Source organism: Pseudomonas sp. CROZ-RG-20F-R04-15, assembly GCF_022662375.1.
In the GTDB taxonomy this organism is placed as follows: Bacteria; Pseudomonadota; Gammaproteobacteria; order Pseudomonadales; family Pseudomonadaceae; genus Aquipseudomonas.
Genome location: NZ_JAKNQL010000001.1, coordinates 70,021 through 85,526, shown reverse-complemented (window position 1 = coordinate 85,526; position 15,506 = coordinate 70,021). Strand labels below are relative to the sequence as shown.

General features: G+C 52.7%; 6 protein-coding genes. All 6 read left to right on the top strand.

All coding sequences use genetic code 11. The features are described from left to right. Nucleotides 1-616 precede the first annotated feature (616 nt). Complete coding sequence (locus L8H52_RS00310) at nt 617-1,480, top strand: phage integrase N-terminal domain-containing protein (RefSeq protein WP_242205414.1); 864 nt, start codon at nt 617-619, stop codon at nt 1,478-1,480. 347 nt (nt 1,481-1,827) lie between these two features. Further along, nucleotides 1,828-2,145, top strand: coding sequence for a hypothetical protein (locus tag L8H52_RS00305; protein ID WP_242205415.1), 318 nt, complete (start codon nt 1,828-1,830; stop codon nt 2,143-2,145). 1,980 nt (nt 2,146-4,125) lie between these two features. Then, complete coding sequence (locus L8H52_RS00300; protein ID WP_242205417.1) at nt 4,126-5,361, top strand: Druantia anti-phage system protein DruA; 1,236 nt, start codon at nt 4,126-4,128, stop codon at nt 5,359-5,361. A 19-nt stretch (nt 5,362-5,380) separates the two neighbouring features. Continuing rightward, complete coding sequence (locus tag L8H52_RS00295) at nt 5,381-7,027, top strand: hypothetical protein (protein WP_242205419.1); 1,647 nt, start codon at nt 5,381-5,383, stop codon at nt 7,025-7,027. A 16-nt stretch (nt 7,028-7,043) separates the two neighbouring features. Continuing rightward, complete coding sequence (locus L8H52_RS00290; RefSeq protein ID WP_242205421.1) at nt 7,044-8,933, top strand: hypothetical protein; 1,890 nt, start codon at nt 7,044-7,046, stop codon at nt 8,931-8,933. Between the two features lie 1,036 nt (nt 8,934-9,969). Further along, nucleotides 9,970-15,489 carry a DEAD/DEAH box helicase gene (locus L8H52_RS00285; RefSeq protein ID WP_242205423.1) on the top strand — a complete coding sequence of 1,840 codons (5,520 nt, stop codon included), beginning with the start codon at nt 9,970-9,972 and terminating at the stop codon, nt 15,487-15,489. The last annotated feature ends 17 nt before the right edge of the window (nt 15,490-15,506 follow it).

Sequence of the window (15,506 nt, the reverse complement as noted above, 5' to 3'; positions counted from 1 at the left end):
AGCGGCGCCCCTGCCCAATGAAGCGCAACTCATGAGATGGGCCGTCACTGCAAACCGCAGTGACGGCCCCGCCGACGCCTCAACATCACGGGCAAATCCTGAATCCTAAAACGTGCGGCATACATGATGATGCCCCCATACACTGGTCCAGCAAAAACCTAAGACGACAGGTTCGAGAGTCGTCGTCCCAACAGCGCAAGACTCCTGCAAGCGCTGATCCAGCAGGATGGAGTTAGCCCAGGTATGCAAGGTTCCAGAAGCATACCGCCCCATACCCATGGGACGGAGCCGCCTTTGTCTGTAGACCTACTCCCTAATGTGCCGTTACTACGCTGTCCCAAATAGCGGGCCTTTGCGCAATGCCGACTGCTTCCACTTAACAATCCCATCCATTTCCTTGGAGTACTCATCAACATAAAAACTAACTCATCCCGCTCCATCTCCGTCCGACCTTCCATCAGGAAGGAAGACGGACGTCTCAGCCGAGACACCGGTGTTTCCTGAACACCATGCCCCTGCCCTTCGGGGATCTCGCCTAGCGAGTTGGCACCAACACTTACCAATGATTTTCAGGACAGGACAACAGCACAAAACAAAGCCAGTGAGTGGATGGGATATGGACGATTTGACCTACACCCTGCGGCAACTTTGCCGGCGCAATCGCGATGGCAGTCACAACACTCAGACTGACCGTATTCGCTCATTGGGGCTGATCGCTCGCCATCTGCGTGAGGTTGGCTTCCGCCAGATGAAAGCCCCCTCGCTCAAGGGCAAACACGTACTAGCACTGCTGGATCGATGGAAAGGCGAAGGCCTGTCAGTTGGCACCATCAAAAATCGGCTTGCGCACCTTCGATGGTGGGCTGAAAAAATCGGCAAGGCTGGCATTCTCCCCGCGGACAACACGCAACTGGGTGTGGCCGAACGGCGCTTCGTCACTAACGTCAGCAAAGCTCAGGAACTGGGAACAGACCTTGGCAAGATCATCGATCCCCATGTACGCATGAGTCTCCAGCTTCAGTCCGCGTTTGGATTACGCCGTGAGGAAGCGATCAAATTTCAGCCCAAGTATGCGGATCAAGGAGATCACATTCTCCTCAAGGGCTCATGGACGAAGGGTGGGCGTGATCGCTCTGTTCCGATCATTACTTCGCAACAGCGCGAGGTGCTGAACGTGGCACATCAGCTAGCGGGAGCCGGTTCATTAATCCCGGCTCAGAAAACGTATATCCAGCAGAGAAACACCTACGATGGTCAGTGCAAGGCAGCAGGCCTGAGCCACATGCATGGGCTACGTCATCATTATGCCCAAAGCCGTTACGTAGCTTTGACAGGATGGAAGGCACCAGCGGCAGGGGGGATTACGTCCAAGGAGTTTACCCCAATGCAACGTTCTCAAGACCGTACTGCTCGACAAATTATCAGCCGTGAACTCGGGCATGAGAGAACACAAATTACCGCTACGTACCTCGGCCGATAATTCAGTGCGCTCGACATCGATCCTCAACAACCCGAATCTGAAGGTGGTGGTGAGCACAGGCAGGAAGGAGACTCATACAACATTAGGAAACAGTCGAAAACCGATTACCGGATTGACAGCCGAAGTCCTCAGGGGCACTTTTGCTATGCATCTAGCTGATTCGTTCAGTACCCAAGCCGCCAGGATCTTCAAGACGGCGCTGCGGTTCTCCGCAGGATCCACCAAATGACCGCATAGCTTCCGGCAGCGCGGACAGTCGACTTGAATGTCGATGGAAGCATGACTTTCCCACCCACGACGGGCCTTTCCCGTCGTGGGGAAGGCCTTTTTTGTTTTAGGAGGCCTTAATGAAAATGGAACTGGCGATGTATCAGGCACTGCGTGCAATCGACGTACCTGAGCTCAAAGCCGAAGCTGTTATCCAAGCATTGGAATCTGACATGCTCACATTACTCGCTACGAAAAGTGATCTCACCAATCTAGAGCAGCGACTGACAGCTGAGCTGACTAAAGCTGATCATCGGCTAACGTCCGAGATATCTAAAATTGATCATCGGTTGACTGCAGAGATCGCTAAATCTGATCTTAAGTTATCCATTCGCATGGCATCCATGCTCGCTGTGACGATCGGCATCTTGATCGGGGCGATGAAAATTTTCGTATAGTTCTCTTACGATTACTGAAACCAAGAAAATCACCTGTCCTTGGACAGGTGATTTTTTGCGACTCTTGGCGACGGGCAAGACAGTGCATTCGATCAATCACTACTTCGATTGGTTACTAGAGACGTTTAAGTAACTCGGCGGTAACAGAGAATACGTTTTCTCTCAGATAGAAATCTCCGCACCCACGCCAATCACCTCGGAATGCGCTCCACCGCAGGCCCAAGAATTCCCCCAATGCCTGCACCGGATAAGACTGGGCCACGGCACTCGACTCAAACAGCGGTCGAGGTGGTGGTAGTTCAAGCTTCGGATCTAACTGCTGCATGACCTATCCTCGTTCATTGCTGGTAGACCTCACGTAGTCCGCCACGGTTGTTGAGTGTTATCAGGGATCAAGGCCCCTTCGGCCTGCGAGGTGTTCACCGACGCGTTACGAACGACTCCTTACGGGACCGGGAGCAAGGGCATAACCCCATGAATCTGGCGTCTTTAGACGCATCCGAAGATGCGGGCGGGTGGAGACTGCGCCGATTGACGAGTTCGGCACCTAGAGATCCTGGGTGGGAGAAGGCAACAACATCGAAACCTGGCGCATGCCTGACTGTCAGTCAGGTGCGCCCCTTCCATGGCTGCGGCACCGGTGCCTGCGTCGTTGCGGATGGCGACAAATCGGTTTTTTCAGACCGTTTGTCACGAGGAGAGTTGCGGCAATGCATTGTACGAAGTGGCTTGTAGCAGTGGTACGAGCGCCCGTCTCTTTCCGGGAGAAAGAGACGGGCGCGGTCTGGCACATCGAAGCATGCCAAGAGGTGAGGTTTCCGCAGCGCAGCGAGGTAGGTCCATTGTCTGCCGCAGTGGACAGATTGGTAGAGTAGGCATCCATCACTCTTGGGAAGTGATCGTGCGAGCCGCCGGACGCTAATCGCACTTGGGGAAGAACCACCACGCAAGTGGCGTAGCCTTGAAGGTTCAGGCTCCTTGGGCTGGTGCTGTCAACGACATCGATCGGTGCACCAGTTTTTATACCCACTCGAAAAGACAGTTAAGCATCACGGTCAAAACGCGCAGAAAGTGGCGACTGTCTCCACTTCTGTCGCCATGCGCCAGGCCAAGTTCTACGTGCGCTGTCACCAGACCTCCCCCCATGCCCAACGAAAAGATCCGCTTTGACGCTGAAGCGGCTCTGCGCTCGATACAGATCACGAGCAATTATTGGCGGTAACACAAGGCTGGCGCTAATCAAATTTGAAATGAAAGGGAGGACCGCGGTGGCTGCGAGAAAAAGCGAGTGAACCCTCCGGTCGACGCGATCAAAGATCGCTTGATCGGAGGGTTTGGCGGGAAAAGCAAAGTCTCAAACATCAATTACAAACTCAGACATCGAATCTGGTTGATTGGGAAGTGACTGCCTCACGTCGTATGATCAGCGTCTGCTGCAACCGCAGCAGAAAGCCTGCTTCAAATGCTTCCTGGTAGTCCCTTGGACGATGACGCTTTCGGTTTTGAGACAGCGCCCACCATAACGGTAATGATTAGCCTTCTAGCCAAGTCTTCGTGGGCATTAGGGGCTCTGGGAGGAGGGGGGGGGGCAGGTACCGCGCAGCGTCTTTACCACTTTTGGGGAGCCGTATATGGCTAGCGGTAACCTTCTGTATCATTGGCATCGTTCGCTTAAGGCCCGCGCCCTACACCTCATGCCTGTGCAGTGGCGTTTTTGCTTGGCCTCCCTTTATAAGTGTCTCATGTAACTGTACGATTCGCGGCCTCCACGCCTACCGCGCTACAACTTGGAATCAGCCCAGTTGAGCCTGGTTAGTAACTGTAAAGCCTTAGCCACCATTAATTTGGTCGGCCGAGGAGAAGGCTACTCCGAGGTCGTCCGTTTGCCTGACTCATCACATTCATTCCAGTGTATCCCAGGGATCAGATCCCTTGGTTTGACGAGCTCAATTGGATCAATACTGAGCAGGAAGCAAATAAATGCCAAACGGTAACGCAATAATTGTCGGCGTTAACCCAAGGGAAGCCAATCTAAAGCGAAAGCTTCGTGAGCACTTACACTCATTAGGTTTCACCAAGACTGCTGAAGGTGCTTTGCGCGCCCCGGGAAATAGCAAGGATGCAATTCGAAAATTGCACAGTGCTCAGCGAGAAGAGCGTCTTATCGCCAGCGAAAAATTCGTCACCAGATCTGGTGTAAAACTACTGCAATATTTTGCGGCAGGTGAAGATATACAACCGGAAAAAATATCCCCGGTATTGGAAAGAGTTTCGTCCAACACTTGGCAAAGCGACCTTTTCAGACTCGCTTCGATGTCATGGTCCGTTCCGGTCTCGAGCGGTTTCGGTCGGCGCTTGCGTTATCTCGTCTGGGACCAAAGCAATGGCAAGCTAATGGGGATCATTGCGGTTGGCGATCCAGTTTTCAACCTTGGCGTAAGAGACAAATTCATAGGCTGGAACTCGGAAGATCGCGGCGCCAGGCTTGTCAATCTCATGGATGCTTACGTACTCGGCGCGATCCCGCCTTACAACGCTTTGCTTGGAGGAAAGTTGATCGCATGCCTACTCCGCAGCCGCGATATCTACAATGATTTCGCCAAAACCTACGGCGCCTCGACCGGCATTATCTCGCAGAAAAAAAAGGAGGCTCGCTTGCTCTCCATCATCACGACATCATCGATGGGGCGATCCTCGGTCTATAACCGCCTCAAGCTCAACGGGACTGAGTATCTCAAATCGATTGGCTATACGGGCGGCTGGGGACATTTTCACATTCCCGATTGGCTGTTCATGGAGTTGCGGGACTACCTGCGCCATATCGACCATACCTATGCAGATCAGCATGCCTATGGTCAGGGCCCCAATTGGCGATTACGGACCACTCGGGCCGCCCTGCTAGCGCTGGGGTTTAAAGATGATTTGATGCGACACGGAATCCAACGCGAAGTTTTCATATGTCAAATTGCCTCCAACGCGACTAAAATCTTGCAGACTGGAAAAGGCAAGCCGGAGATCAGTTCGCTTTTATCGGTGAGGGAAATTGCCGATATGGCGCTGGATCGCTGGGTAATACCGCGAGCAAACAGCACTCCGGAGTTTAAGTATTGGAGGCCTAACGATCTCATTGAGTTGTTTGGCAGCCAAGCTGAAGCCCTTAGAGCCCTAGTAGAGCAAACCGAAGCGCTAGGTAAACGTACGGGGACAAGAAGCTAGGCACGTAGGGAGATGTGCATTGGACTACGCGTTTAACAAACTGACGAACAAGGTTGAATCTGCTGATCAGGCTACAGGCCTGGGCCTATACGCATGCCCATGTTGCAAAGCGATGATGAGTCATCGCGCTGGGACCATCCGAAAGAAATACTTCGCCCACTGGCCCGGGTGGGGAACGCCTGAATGCGAAAATTTTTCACCTGGTCAGCAGACACAAAACATCCAAAGCGGTATTTTTTCTGCGCTGACAAAACGGCGGATGGATCTGCGGCTGATCATTCCAAAGGAGCAAGGCCGTACCGGATGGTATTTTGAACTCGTCTTGCCATCGTGCCGTGCGTGCGACGCCACTGTCACAGTGGATGTGGGGGGGCGCCTTCAACCGGTCAACATGCGTGGCATGACTGACGGCTTTCGGATCATGGCCGAGCTGTCGACGGAGAATTACCGAATAGTGTCCTTTGATGGCAACCCTGATCCTCTTTTTGAAGAGGGAGTGGAGAGGGAGTGCCTAGGATTTCCATCTTTTGGTGCTGCTGCCTTTACTGCCTCGGGACGCGGAGAGGCTCGCGGGTTTCCTAGAGCCCAGATGCTCAGAGGCTCAGAGACCTATGCGTTGCTGTGGAAGGCGCCTGAGGCGCCCGATTTCCCGAATGAGCTCGTTCTCGACTGGCTTGTTGGTAGACAAGGCTGGCACCACGCGCTCGTTACGATCCCTGATAGGCCCTCAACAGAATGCTCACAGTGGCTTCAATCCTTTACCGGATTGATCGTCCACCCACCCGAGCCTTACATCATCCCCATTTGGCCGTTTCTCACGCGAAACTCCAGCATCCACACCATCGAATACGCTGATTCATCGGTGGTTTTGCTTTCAGCTCACATAATGCCGATGGGGCTGCAAGACCAGGGGCCGACGATGCAAGCGTTCGGTGGAGTTGATCGCCTTTCAGCTACAGGAGTAGACCGATCGCCAGCGTTCTTTGCTTTGACACCGGAGAGAATTGAGCACTTCCGTGTGGGGAAGAATGAGTATCAAGATCTTCAAAGAATCTTCACCCACGCCCCTTCGTTAGGACGTAACCAAAGGATTCCTGCCGTTGAGGCGATATTTAAGGGGGAGGATGGGGCATGCTTGGTAATCCCGATTCATCAGAAGAGATGCAAGACTTTACTTGCGGCCGCCCGAGCTCAAGAACTGTCCCTTGAGTACCTCGCAATGCCTCCTGGTATTGAAGGACAGCTTATTACCGAAAGACGCTCTGAACGCTGCGAAGTTAATCTATCAGCCGGCGGAGCCCCAGCTTCCCATAATCAGCATCAGCGCCTTCTTCCACTTGAGGTGCAAGCATCGGTCATCAGCTATCTGACTGACCCAGAGTGCCATATCGACCTAGACTTCGGCGGATTCGGGCGACTACGCCTGTACGGTGAACAATCCTCATCTATTGCTGGAAAGACGTTGTTGACTCTAGGCCCTAGCTTAAGGGCTAGGGTTCACAGTTTTATGTGTCAGTTGCAAGTAAGCACGCCGATGCTCAGACCGGCAGATGATCATTCGCTGGTTCGTGCTTTCGCTGTGGTGAGGCCGCAACCGGAACTTATCCCCCATCACCGTACGTTAGCGACGCAAATCTTAGCTTGCGGTTTTGAACTTAACATTTAGGAGTAGGTGTCTCGCCATGAGTTACCAATATGGCCAGGAGGCGAGGGATCGTATCTCAGCGCTCGGGCAGGCAGCGGTTGCTAACTTCATCGATGAAGTTCCTCTAGCATTCCGAAAACCGTTTTACGAGCGTCAGCCAGCCATGCCGGGTTTTAGGCGAGGTACGCCGCCCGAGTTCAAAAAGAAGCAGGAGCGTCTGGTTGGTCATCTTGTTCACCCACAGTTAGGTCCGAAAGGGGATACCGATTGGAAGCTATTTGCCGCCTTATGGCTGGCATGGGCGAAAAACAGGCTGGGTGTTGATTTTCCCGTGAATGATGACCCCTTTCTTACTCCAGATTCGGGGTTAGCCTTCCTGAGGAGTCTGGCGGATCAGTTTCCTGATAGTCCGAGAGAGACAGTCGAGCGCCTGTTCTGCTTCAGCGGATTTGCGGATCACTCAGACGCGCTAGCTGCGTTGGGTAATTTCCACCCGGCATCGACCCTCGCCCGTGATCGCATGATCAATGAGCTACCCGGACGCCTGGATAAGATTGAGGACTACATTGAAATCGCAGAGCCGGCGGCAGAAGAGACGGCGAAGCGGATTGACCAATTTGAGTCCGACTTGGGATCTCTTGCCAAAGGGATGGATCTGGTTGCTTCTGCCGTAAGTGATGCTGACCGTGATGTGAGTAGCTTGCGGACCTCGCTCGACGAAGTGGCTGCGAGCGCTGAGACACTCGAAAAACTGGTCCAAACCCTGGAGGCTGCTGGGAAGCAGGCTTCCGAATCAACCTCTGACTTCAACAGTCGTGCTGAATCTCTAGAACAAAACCTAGAGGCACTTTCGGTCAAGGCAGAAAAGTGGCATGAATTCTTCGCTGAGATTTCGGAACTAAAAGAGGAAATTGATCAGATCCGTCTGCATGAAGACGGTTGGACCAAGACTGCTAATGCGATTGATTTGTTGGCGGAGCGCTTGGACGCGCTGGAAGTCAATTTTTCGAAAGCAGGCGACGGCCTCTCAAAAAAATATCAGGCCCTGATTTTTGAAACGGAGCCACAGGAGCCGCTCGTTGAAATCAACTCTATTGAGACCGCCTGTGAAACCATTGCTTGGAACCTTCAGGCGTGCGGGATTTTAAATGGTGTCGCAACCAATACTGCTCGTCAGATTCTGGCAGCGCTCGCCACCGGACAGTTGATCCAATTTTCGGGCTCGATTGCCGACTTGGTGGCGGATTCTGTCGCGGCCGCTGTGGGTGGCCCAAAGTTTCATGAATGGCGAGTGCCTGTCGGCCTCATTTCAGACGAGATTGCTTCCGACTGCCTTGAAGTCGCTGAAGATTCGTCGGGTTGTTTGCTCATCAAGGGCGCCAACCGTTCAGCATTTGAAGTTTACGGAACCGCGATTCGTGACGTCGTCGTGCGTCGTCAGTATTCCATCTTGCTCTATCCCCGTCTCGCTCTGATCGCCTCCTGGACACAAGGGCCTGCTGCATTTTCTGATGGTGGCACTCTTGCCGAACTAGGTCCTGTTTTTGACACCGACACTTTCCGTATGAGGGGAGGAGTTGCCAGTTTGCCAGGGATGAGGTTTGGTCATCTCATGTGCGATTCCTGGGACCAACTCCAAGGCTTTGACGAGGGTTTTCCACCAGCACCTGTTATGGAGTTGAAAGACGGTCTTCGGGAGGCAGGCTTTTCTCCCGGCAATCTTTGGCTAAGAAGTGCAGAGCGCGCCTTTGTACGACTGAGAACATTACCAGGCGCAAGTGCAGAGGAAGATCTACATTCTCTGCTGAGGTTTTGGGCGCAGCCTTGGGCGAAGGCAACCGCGGGGCCAGCCGACCACATAGCTCGATTAGCCGAGCAAGTGTTCGCAGGTCTGCGAAGTGAAGTAGCGCTTATTGAGGGCATTTAGATGAAGTGGCAGGCGATGTCCCGAGAAGACGTCCTAAAAGTTCTCGCGGTAAACATCGGATGCAAAGTCTCTGGCGAAGGGCTTCGCATTGCCGTGATATCAGAATGTTTGCGAGCTGCATCATATCTGTGCTCCGCCCCGGTTGAAGGATACGGAGCATGGCAGGCTGCCGCGTCCATTAGCTTAACCAGCATGGTCCGGCGGCGCTTGAGCTCAATTTGGGCAGAGTTGGCCGAGGAAGGTGATACTCCACACGGAGTGATGACTGTCTTAAATAGTCTAGGCAACGTGGGAGATCTGGCAAAGGTTGAGGGCAGCAGATGGCTCACATCGCCAGCTCGAGGTGTCAGAGCCGCAGATAACACGGCAGTTGTAATTGGAGGAGGCCCATCTCAGTCATTCCCTCGTTCAGTTCAGTTGATATCCAGCGGCAGGGTGCGCCTTGTAGATGCGAGATCCTGTGAGGGTTGGATTGATATTTGTGATGCTCACGAATGGATTGGCGCTCCTATGGAGGGACTGGAAGCATGGTCTGACCGGGTGCTCGCAGCGGCAAGGGGCCGATTAGCTGATGCTCCGGGAGAATTGAACGAAATTTCAATCTATTCGACCGGCAGATGGGCGCAACTCGTGACCATGCCGAGCGCAGAGGGGATCTTTCTCTCCAAGTGCCAGACTGGACCAATGCACTCTTATTTTATTGGCAGTTTTTTTCGCGGTCGTCTTCGGAAAATGGCGTCTTTGGATTCCCAAGAGGCCAGGCGTCTTAGTTTTCAACTAGACATACAAGCTGGATGCCCTATGAAGGTGGAGGCTAGAACTTCGCATGGGTTCACAAAGCTTCAATTGTGGCGGCGACTACCGCGAGAAGAGGAGAAAACGCTTTTGCTTGGTTGGCAAATACCAAGCCCAGAAGGTGCGCACCCAGGCGTCACCTCCCACGTTTTACCTACAGAAATGCTACCCATTGTGCGCAGCGCGCTCGACGGGCTTGGCGTAGTTTTGCATCAGCGCTGAAGCGCGAAGGAGGGATCTGATGAGCATCACGTCGATGATGGCTGAAGCAACTGGCGTCCACGAGACAACAAAAAGTTTGGCCGACAGCTTGAGACAATACATTGAGGCCCAATACCACATCAGGGACGAGGGACTTGTCAGAGAACGCAATGCGCTTTTGCAGGCAGATGGCACGGTGGCTCAAACACCTTATGTGGAGGCGACCGCAGTTTATAAAATTGGCGCGCCATACAACAGTTTGCCTATTCCAAAAATCGCAGCAGATGTACTGACACAACTATCGGTGATGGGCTTGGGACTTTACCCTCTACCATACGAGCACCAATCTCAGGCACTCGTCTCGTTCCTTGGGCGGGGCGCAGAGGATCTTGTGATAGCGACAGGTACAGGCTCGGGAAAGACCGAGAGCTTTCTTATGCCAGTCATCGGAAAACTAGCAATAGAAGGTGAAGAACGGCCAGAGTCCGCTGCAATGCCTGGCTGCAGGGCGTTGCTGCTGTACCCGATGAACGCCTTGGTTAATGATCAGTTGGCCCGTATTCGCCGTATGCTTGGAAATCGAGATGCGTCCGCAATCATCTCCAAAGGGCGGAATGCACCGGTACGTTTCGGTAGCTACACGGGACGCACCCCGTATCCAGGGCCCCGCTCGGCCAGTCGTGATGAGCGCCTTATTAAGCCTCTCTTTGAAGAGTTCTATAAGAAGGTAGGGAAAGTTCCGGCAGTTAAAAGCGAACTTGATCGGATCGGTCGGTGGCCGAGTAAGGATCTCGATGCGTTTTACGGAGAGGACACTGTCAGGATCAAAACAAACGCCGCAGGGAAGCAAACTGCTTCAAATAATTGGAAGGGAAGACTAAAAACTCAACCAGATGACCGTGAGCTCATGACTCGCGATGAAATTCAGACGCGCTGCCCTGAATTGCTGGTTACGAACTACTCGATGCTCGAATACATGCTCATGCGGCCGATTGAGCGAGACATATTCGATCAAACGAAAGACTGGTTGAAAAAAGACTCCCAGAACGAATTTATACTAGTCCTTGATGAAGCCCACATGTATCGAGGCGCCGGTGGGGCGGAGGTCGCCCTTCTAATCCGTCGTCTGTGCGCCCGATTGGAAATTCCTCGCGAGCGGATGCGCTGCATCCTAACGAGTGCAAGTCTTGGGCGTGACGAGACTGCAGCCGCGGACGGAGAACGTTTTGCTCGTGATTTGACGGGACTGCCTGAAAGATCTTCGCGACGGATTAAAGTTATTCAGGGCACCCCTGAGCCACGGTCTACCGAATACACCGTTACTCAAAAACAAATCAACGCTTTGGCCGACTTTGACTTGAACGCGTTCCAACGAGCCGCTGATGATCTCGCCGCATCGGCAAGCGCCGCAGCAGTTCTCGCCAGAAGGCTTGACTGGAGTGCCCCACAGGCAAATGACAGGACTTCATTTCGCGATTGGCTATTCAAGAGTCTTACTGACTTCGGGCCGTTGGAGAAGCTCATCACACTGGTGTCGGGCAAGGCTGTCCGCTTGGACACGCTGAGTGAGACGCTTTTTCCTGATTGCACTCTAGACAAGGCAGAAAAGGCGACAGATGCGCTACTCGCACTAGGTAGCTACGCGCAACGACGATCGGACAACCGAGTACTACTGCCCACTCGTCTTCACCTCTTCCACCGAGGGTTACCAGGGTTACACGCCTGCGTTGACCCAAACTGCACAAATCGTTTGGCAGACAACCAGGGCCCGACTATCTTGGGGCGGTTGCATACCAAGCCTATTACTCAATGCGGCTGTGAGTCGAAGAGCCGTATTTTTGAGTTGCTGACTCACCGCGACTGTGGAGCCGCGTTTATTCGAGGCTACGTAAGTGAGGAAATGGAATTCGTATGGCATGAGCCAAGCGGACCGTTGTCAGAGGGTGGAACCGTTCCGCTCATGCCCATTGAGATTTTTGTTGAGGAAAATGCCCATCCACGTAGTCGACACAGAGATATATGGTTGCATATGTCCACAGGCATCCTCACTGGTGTGAACCCAGGTGAAAATGCGGGTTACCGAAAAGTACGCATCCCAGACAAGCCACCGACCGGCGGCGATCTAACCTTTGATAACTGTCCGGTATGTATTCGCAGAGTCAGGAGCGCAAAAGGCGACCCTTCGAAAATCATGGACCATGTCACAAAAGGTGAAGCGCCGTTCACCACATTGGTCCGAACTCAAATGGCACGGCAACCAGCCAGTCGCACTACTGATGCGCGACATCCCAACGGTGGTCGAAAGGTTCTCATATTCTCTGATGGTCGTCAGAAAGCGGCGAGGCTTGCTCGGGATATTCCGCGTGACATTGAGCTCGACGTTTTTCGCCAAGCTATAGCACTTGCATGTCAGCGGCTGCGCGACAACAAGCAAGATCCTCGTCCTACGTCCATGCTCTATCTCGCCTTCCTCCAAATTTTGACTGAACAGGATTTGCCAATATTTGATGGGCTAGATGCGAAAAGAATTGAGGAGGTACGTGCAGTTTATGAACGTGATTATGGTCCCGATTATTTGCAAGAAGCGCTTGGTGACGGTAATCCTCCGAGCGACTTTCCTGCTCGGTATCGCATCGCACTGCTGAAGTTACTGTGCAGCAACTACTACTCCCTTTCAGGAACCACCGTAGGTTTCGTTGAGCCATCTCAAAGGAAGCTCAAAGCACTGAAAGAAGAACTTAAAGCCGCCGGTATCGTAATTGATGACGAGGACGTCCGTGCCCTTGCGGTTGGCTGGATTGATTCGCTCCTTCAAGACTTCGCATTTGACTCGTCGATAGATCCGATACTCCGCTACAAGGCAGCCGGTTACCCTAAATCCGGCTGGGGTAGCAAAGGGCAATTTGAGAAGGAGTTGAGGAGCTCTTTAACCAGTAACCTCGGATGGGCCAGCACTACCTTTGAGTCCGTTGAAACGATTTTCCGCGGTCAACTGGCTGAACATACGGATGGTGGGTGGTTCCTGTCCCCAAACTCATTGAAACTTGTCGTTGATCTCGCACATGTATGGACCCAATGTTCTGATTGCACCTCTCTGATGCCTTTTTCACTAGCCGGAAAGATCTGTCTGGCATGCGGCAGTCAAAGCTCTACGCCTATCGATCCTTCCAACAATGAATACGTCAAAGCGCGTAAAGGATTTTGGCGCCTCCCTGTGCAAGAAGCTCTAGAGCCAGGTGCTCGACTTTCCAACTTGAACGTCGAGGAGCATACGGCGCAACTTTCAAATCGTGACCGTAGCAAAGTCCACGCAACAACAGAGCTCTACGAGTTGAGATTCCAAGACGTCTTGGTGGGTGATAAGGACAGACCTATCGATGTATTGAGCTGCACGACAACTATGGAGGTCGGAGTCGACATTGGCTCACTGGTTGCGGTTGCATTGCGCAACGTTCCGCCTCAACGAGAGAACTATCAGCAGCGTGCTGGCCGAGCGGGACGGCGGGGTTCTTCCGTATCTACGGTGGTGACATATTCTCAAAACGGGCCGCATGACAGTCACTATTTCTTAAATCCCGGCCACATCGTAGCTGGTCCGCCCCGAACGCCAGAGGTCAAAGTAGATAATGAAAAAATCGCCCGCCGGCACGTACATGCTTATCTCATTCAGACGTTCTTTCACGAGAATATGGCGCAGTGCAAAGTCCCCACTGAGAAAACTTCGCTGCTTCTGAAGGCGCTAGGTCTAACGCAGGATTTCTTTTTCGGGGCGAAAGAAACTGGGCTTAATCTCGAATGTTTTAAAGCTTGGGTATCTCGTCGTGTCACTGCGGAAGGCGCAGATTTGAAAAAGTCGGTGGTTGCTTGGCTACCGCAAAATCTCGACACTCGGGGTGTGTCGCTGGGTGATTGGCTTGTTGATACCGCCGAAGGGCTCTTGCTGACTTTACAGAAGCTTGCCGTACATGCTCCAAAGCCGGAAGCTTTTGATGAGCCCGCTGAAGAGAATGAAGAAGGAGGTGCTGGCGTAAGTGAAATTCCAGAACCTAGTCTTGAACAAAAGGAACTGCTGGAATTTCTCTTTTTTCATGGGCTGTTACCGAGCTATGCGTTTCCTACAAGCCTTTGCAGTTTTTTGGTTGAAAAACCAGAGCGAGTGAATAACAAATGGGAGATCCGCACCCTTCAGCGGCCCCAACAATCTGTCTCCAAGGCCCTGAGTGAATACGCTCCTGGCCGCCTTATCGTGATTGATCGCAAAACTTATCGATGCGGTGGAGTATTCGCAGATATGCCCGCTGCAGTTGTAGATCGCGCTAGACCACTTTTTGCAAACGCCAAATTGCACGTTCACTGCAAGGCATGCTCATTTGTCAGGGACCCTAATAAAGCGGGGGGAAACGATGGGGCTTGCCCAGTCTGCGATGGGGAGCTCGTTGCAGAACCCATGATTTTGCCAGAAGTTTTCGGTCCGGAGAAAGCAAAAGAATTACCTGAAACTGATCGGGACCAAGAGATCACCTATGCGACCATGGCACAATTTCCGCGACCTGTGGATCCTGAGGTGTTTAGCTTTATTAATTGTGGTCCCTACGCAAGTTATACACATGCGACTGACCAAACATTAGTGACAGTCAACAGAGGCAAAGAGGGCTCCGAGTTGGGCGGCTTTTCGGTCTGCATGGATTGTGGTCATGCCTCGGTTTACGACCGGGACGAGATATTGGGCGTACATGATCGTCCATATTTCCAACAAGGCCAAAAAGGTACGCCGGAGCGCTGTAGTGGGACGTTTGATCGTGTGTTGTTGGGGCATGACTTCGACACCGATCTTCTCTTACTCAGACTTAAAATTGCAGATCCGTTAGTTACCAATACAGTAGATTCAGTTGTTTTACGGATCCTCGAAGATGCATTACATACGATCGCTGAAGCACTCCGTCTTGCCGCAAGTCGCCACCGGCAGTTGGACTTAGACCCAGCAGAATTTGGCTCTGGGTTTCGTATCGAACCTGCACTCCAAGACAATGCCCGGATGCTGGACGTGTTCTTGTACGATACTCTTTCGGGAGGTGCAGGGTATGCGGAGGTTGTCGCGAGGCACATGCCTGAAATTCTCGAAGCCACTCTTAGTCTTCTGGAGAACTGTACCTGTGAGACATCATGTACAGAGTGTCTGAACCACTTCCACAACCAGCACCTTCAGAACCGACTCGACAGACACGTAGGGGCAATGTTGCTGCGTTACGCTGTTCTAGGCGAAATGCCTAGCTGCTCGTCACCGGAAGCGCAAGTCGCAACGTTGTCGCAACTTCGCGCAAGTCTTGAACTAAATGGCTACCAATGTTCAGCAGTTGAGAGCAATGAGACCCCGCTATTGGTTACCCGTAACGGCCGTCAAGTGGCGATTGGGTGTTATCCTGGGCTGATTGGCACCCCAGAGTTTGTACATCCTGTCGCAAAAGCAAAGGGGGTACACAGTTCCCGCGGACTGAATGAGTATCTGCTTCGGTCAAACCTGCCTGACGCTCAGCTTATAGTTCAAGCTTTATTTCAGTAATGTAGGGGTGTAAATAA

Coding starts and splice junctions, on each gene's coding strand:
- L8H52_RS00285 (WP_242205423.1), top strand. CDS start 9,970: ATGAGCATCACGTCGATGATGGCTGAAGCAACTGGCGTCCACGAGACA.
- L8H52_RS00305 (WP_242205415.1), top strand. CDS start 1,828: ATGAAAATGGAACTGGCGATGTATCAGGCACTGCGTGCAATCGACGTA.
- L8H52_RS00310 (WP_242205414.1), top strand. CDS start 617: ATGGACGATTTGACCTACACCCTGCGGCAACTTTGCCGGCGCAATCGC.
- L8H52_RS00300 (WP_242205417.1), top strand. CDS start 4,126: ATGCCAAACGGTAACGCAATAATTGTCGGCGTTAACCCAAGGGAAGCC.
- L8H52_RS00290 (WP_242205421.1), top strand. CDS start 7,044: ATGAGTTACCAATATGGCCAGGAGGCGAGGGATCGTATCTCAGCGCTC.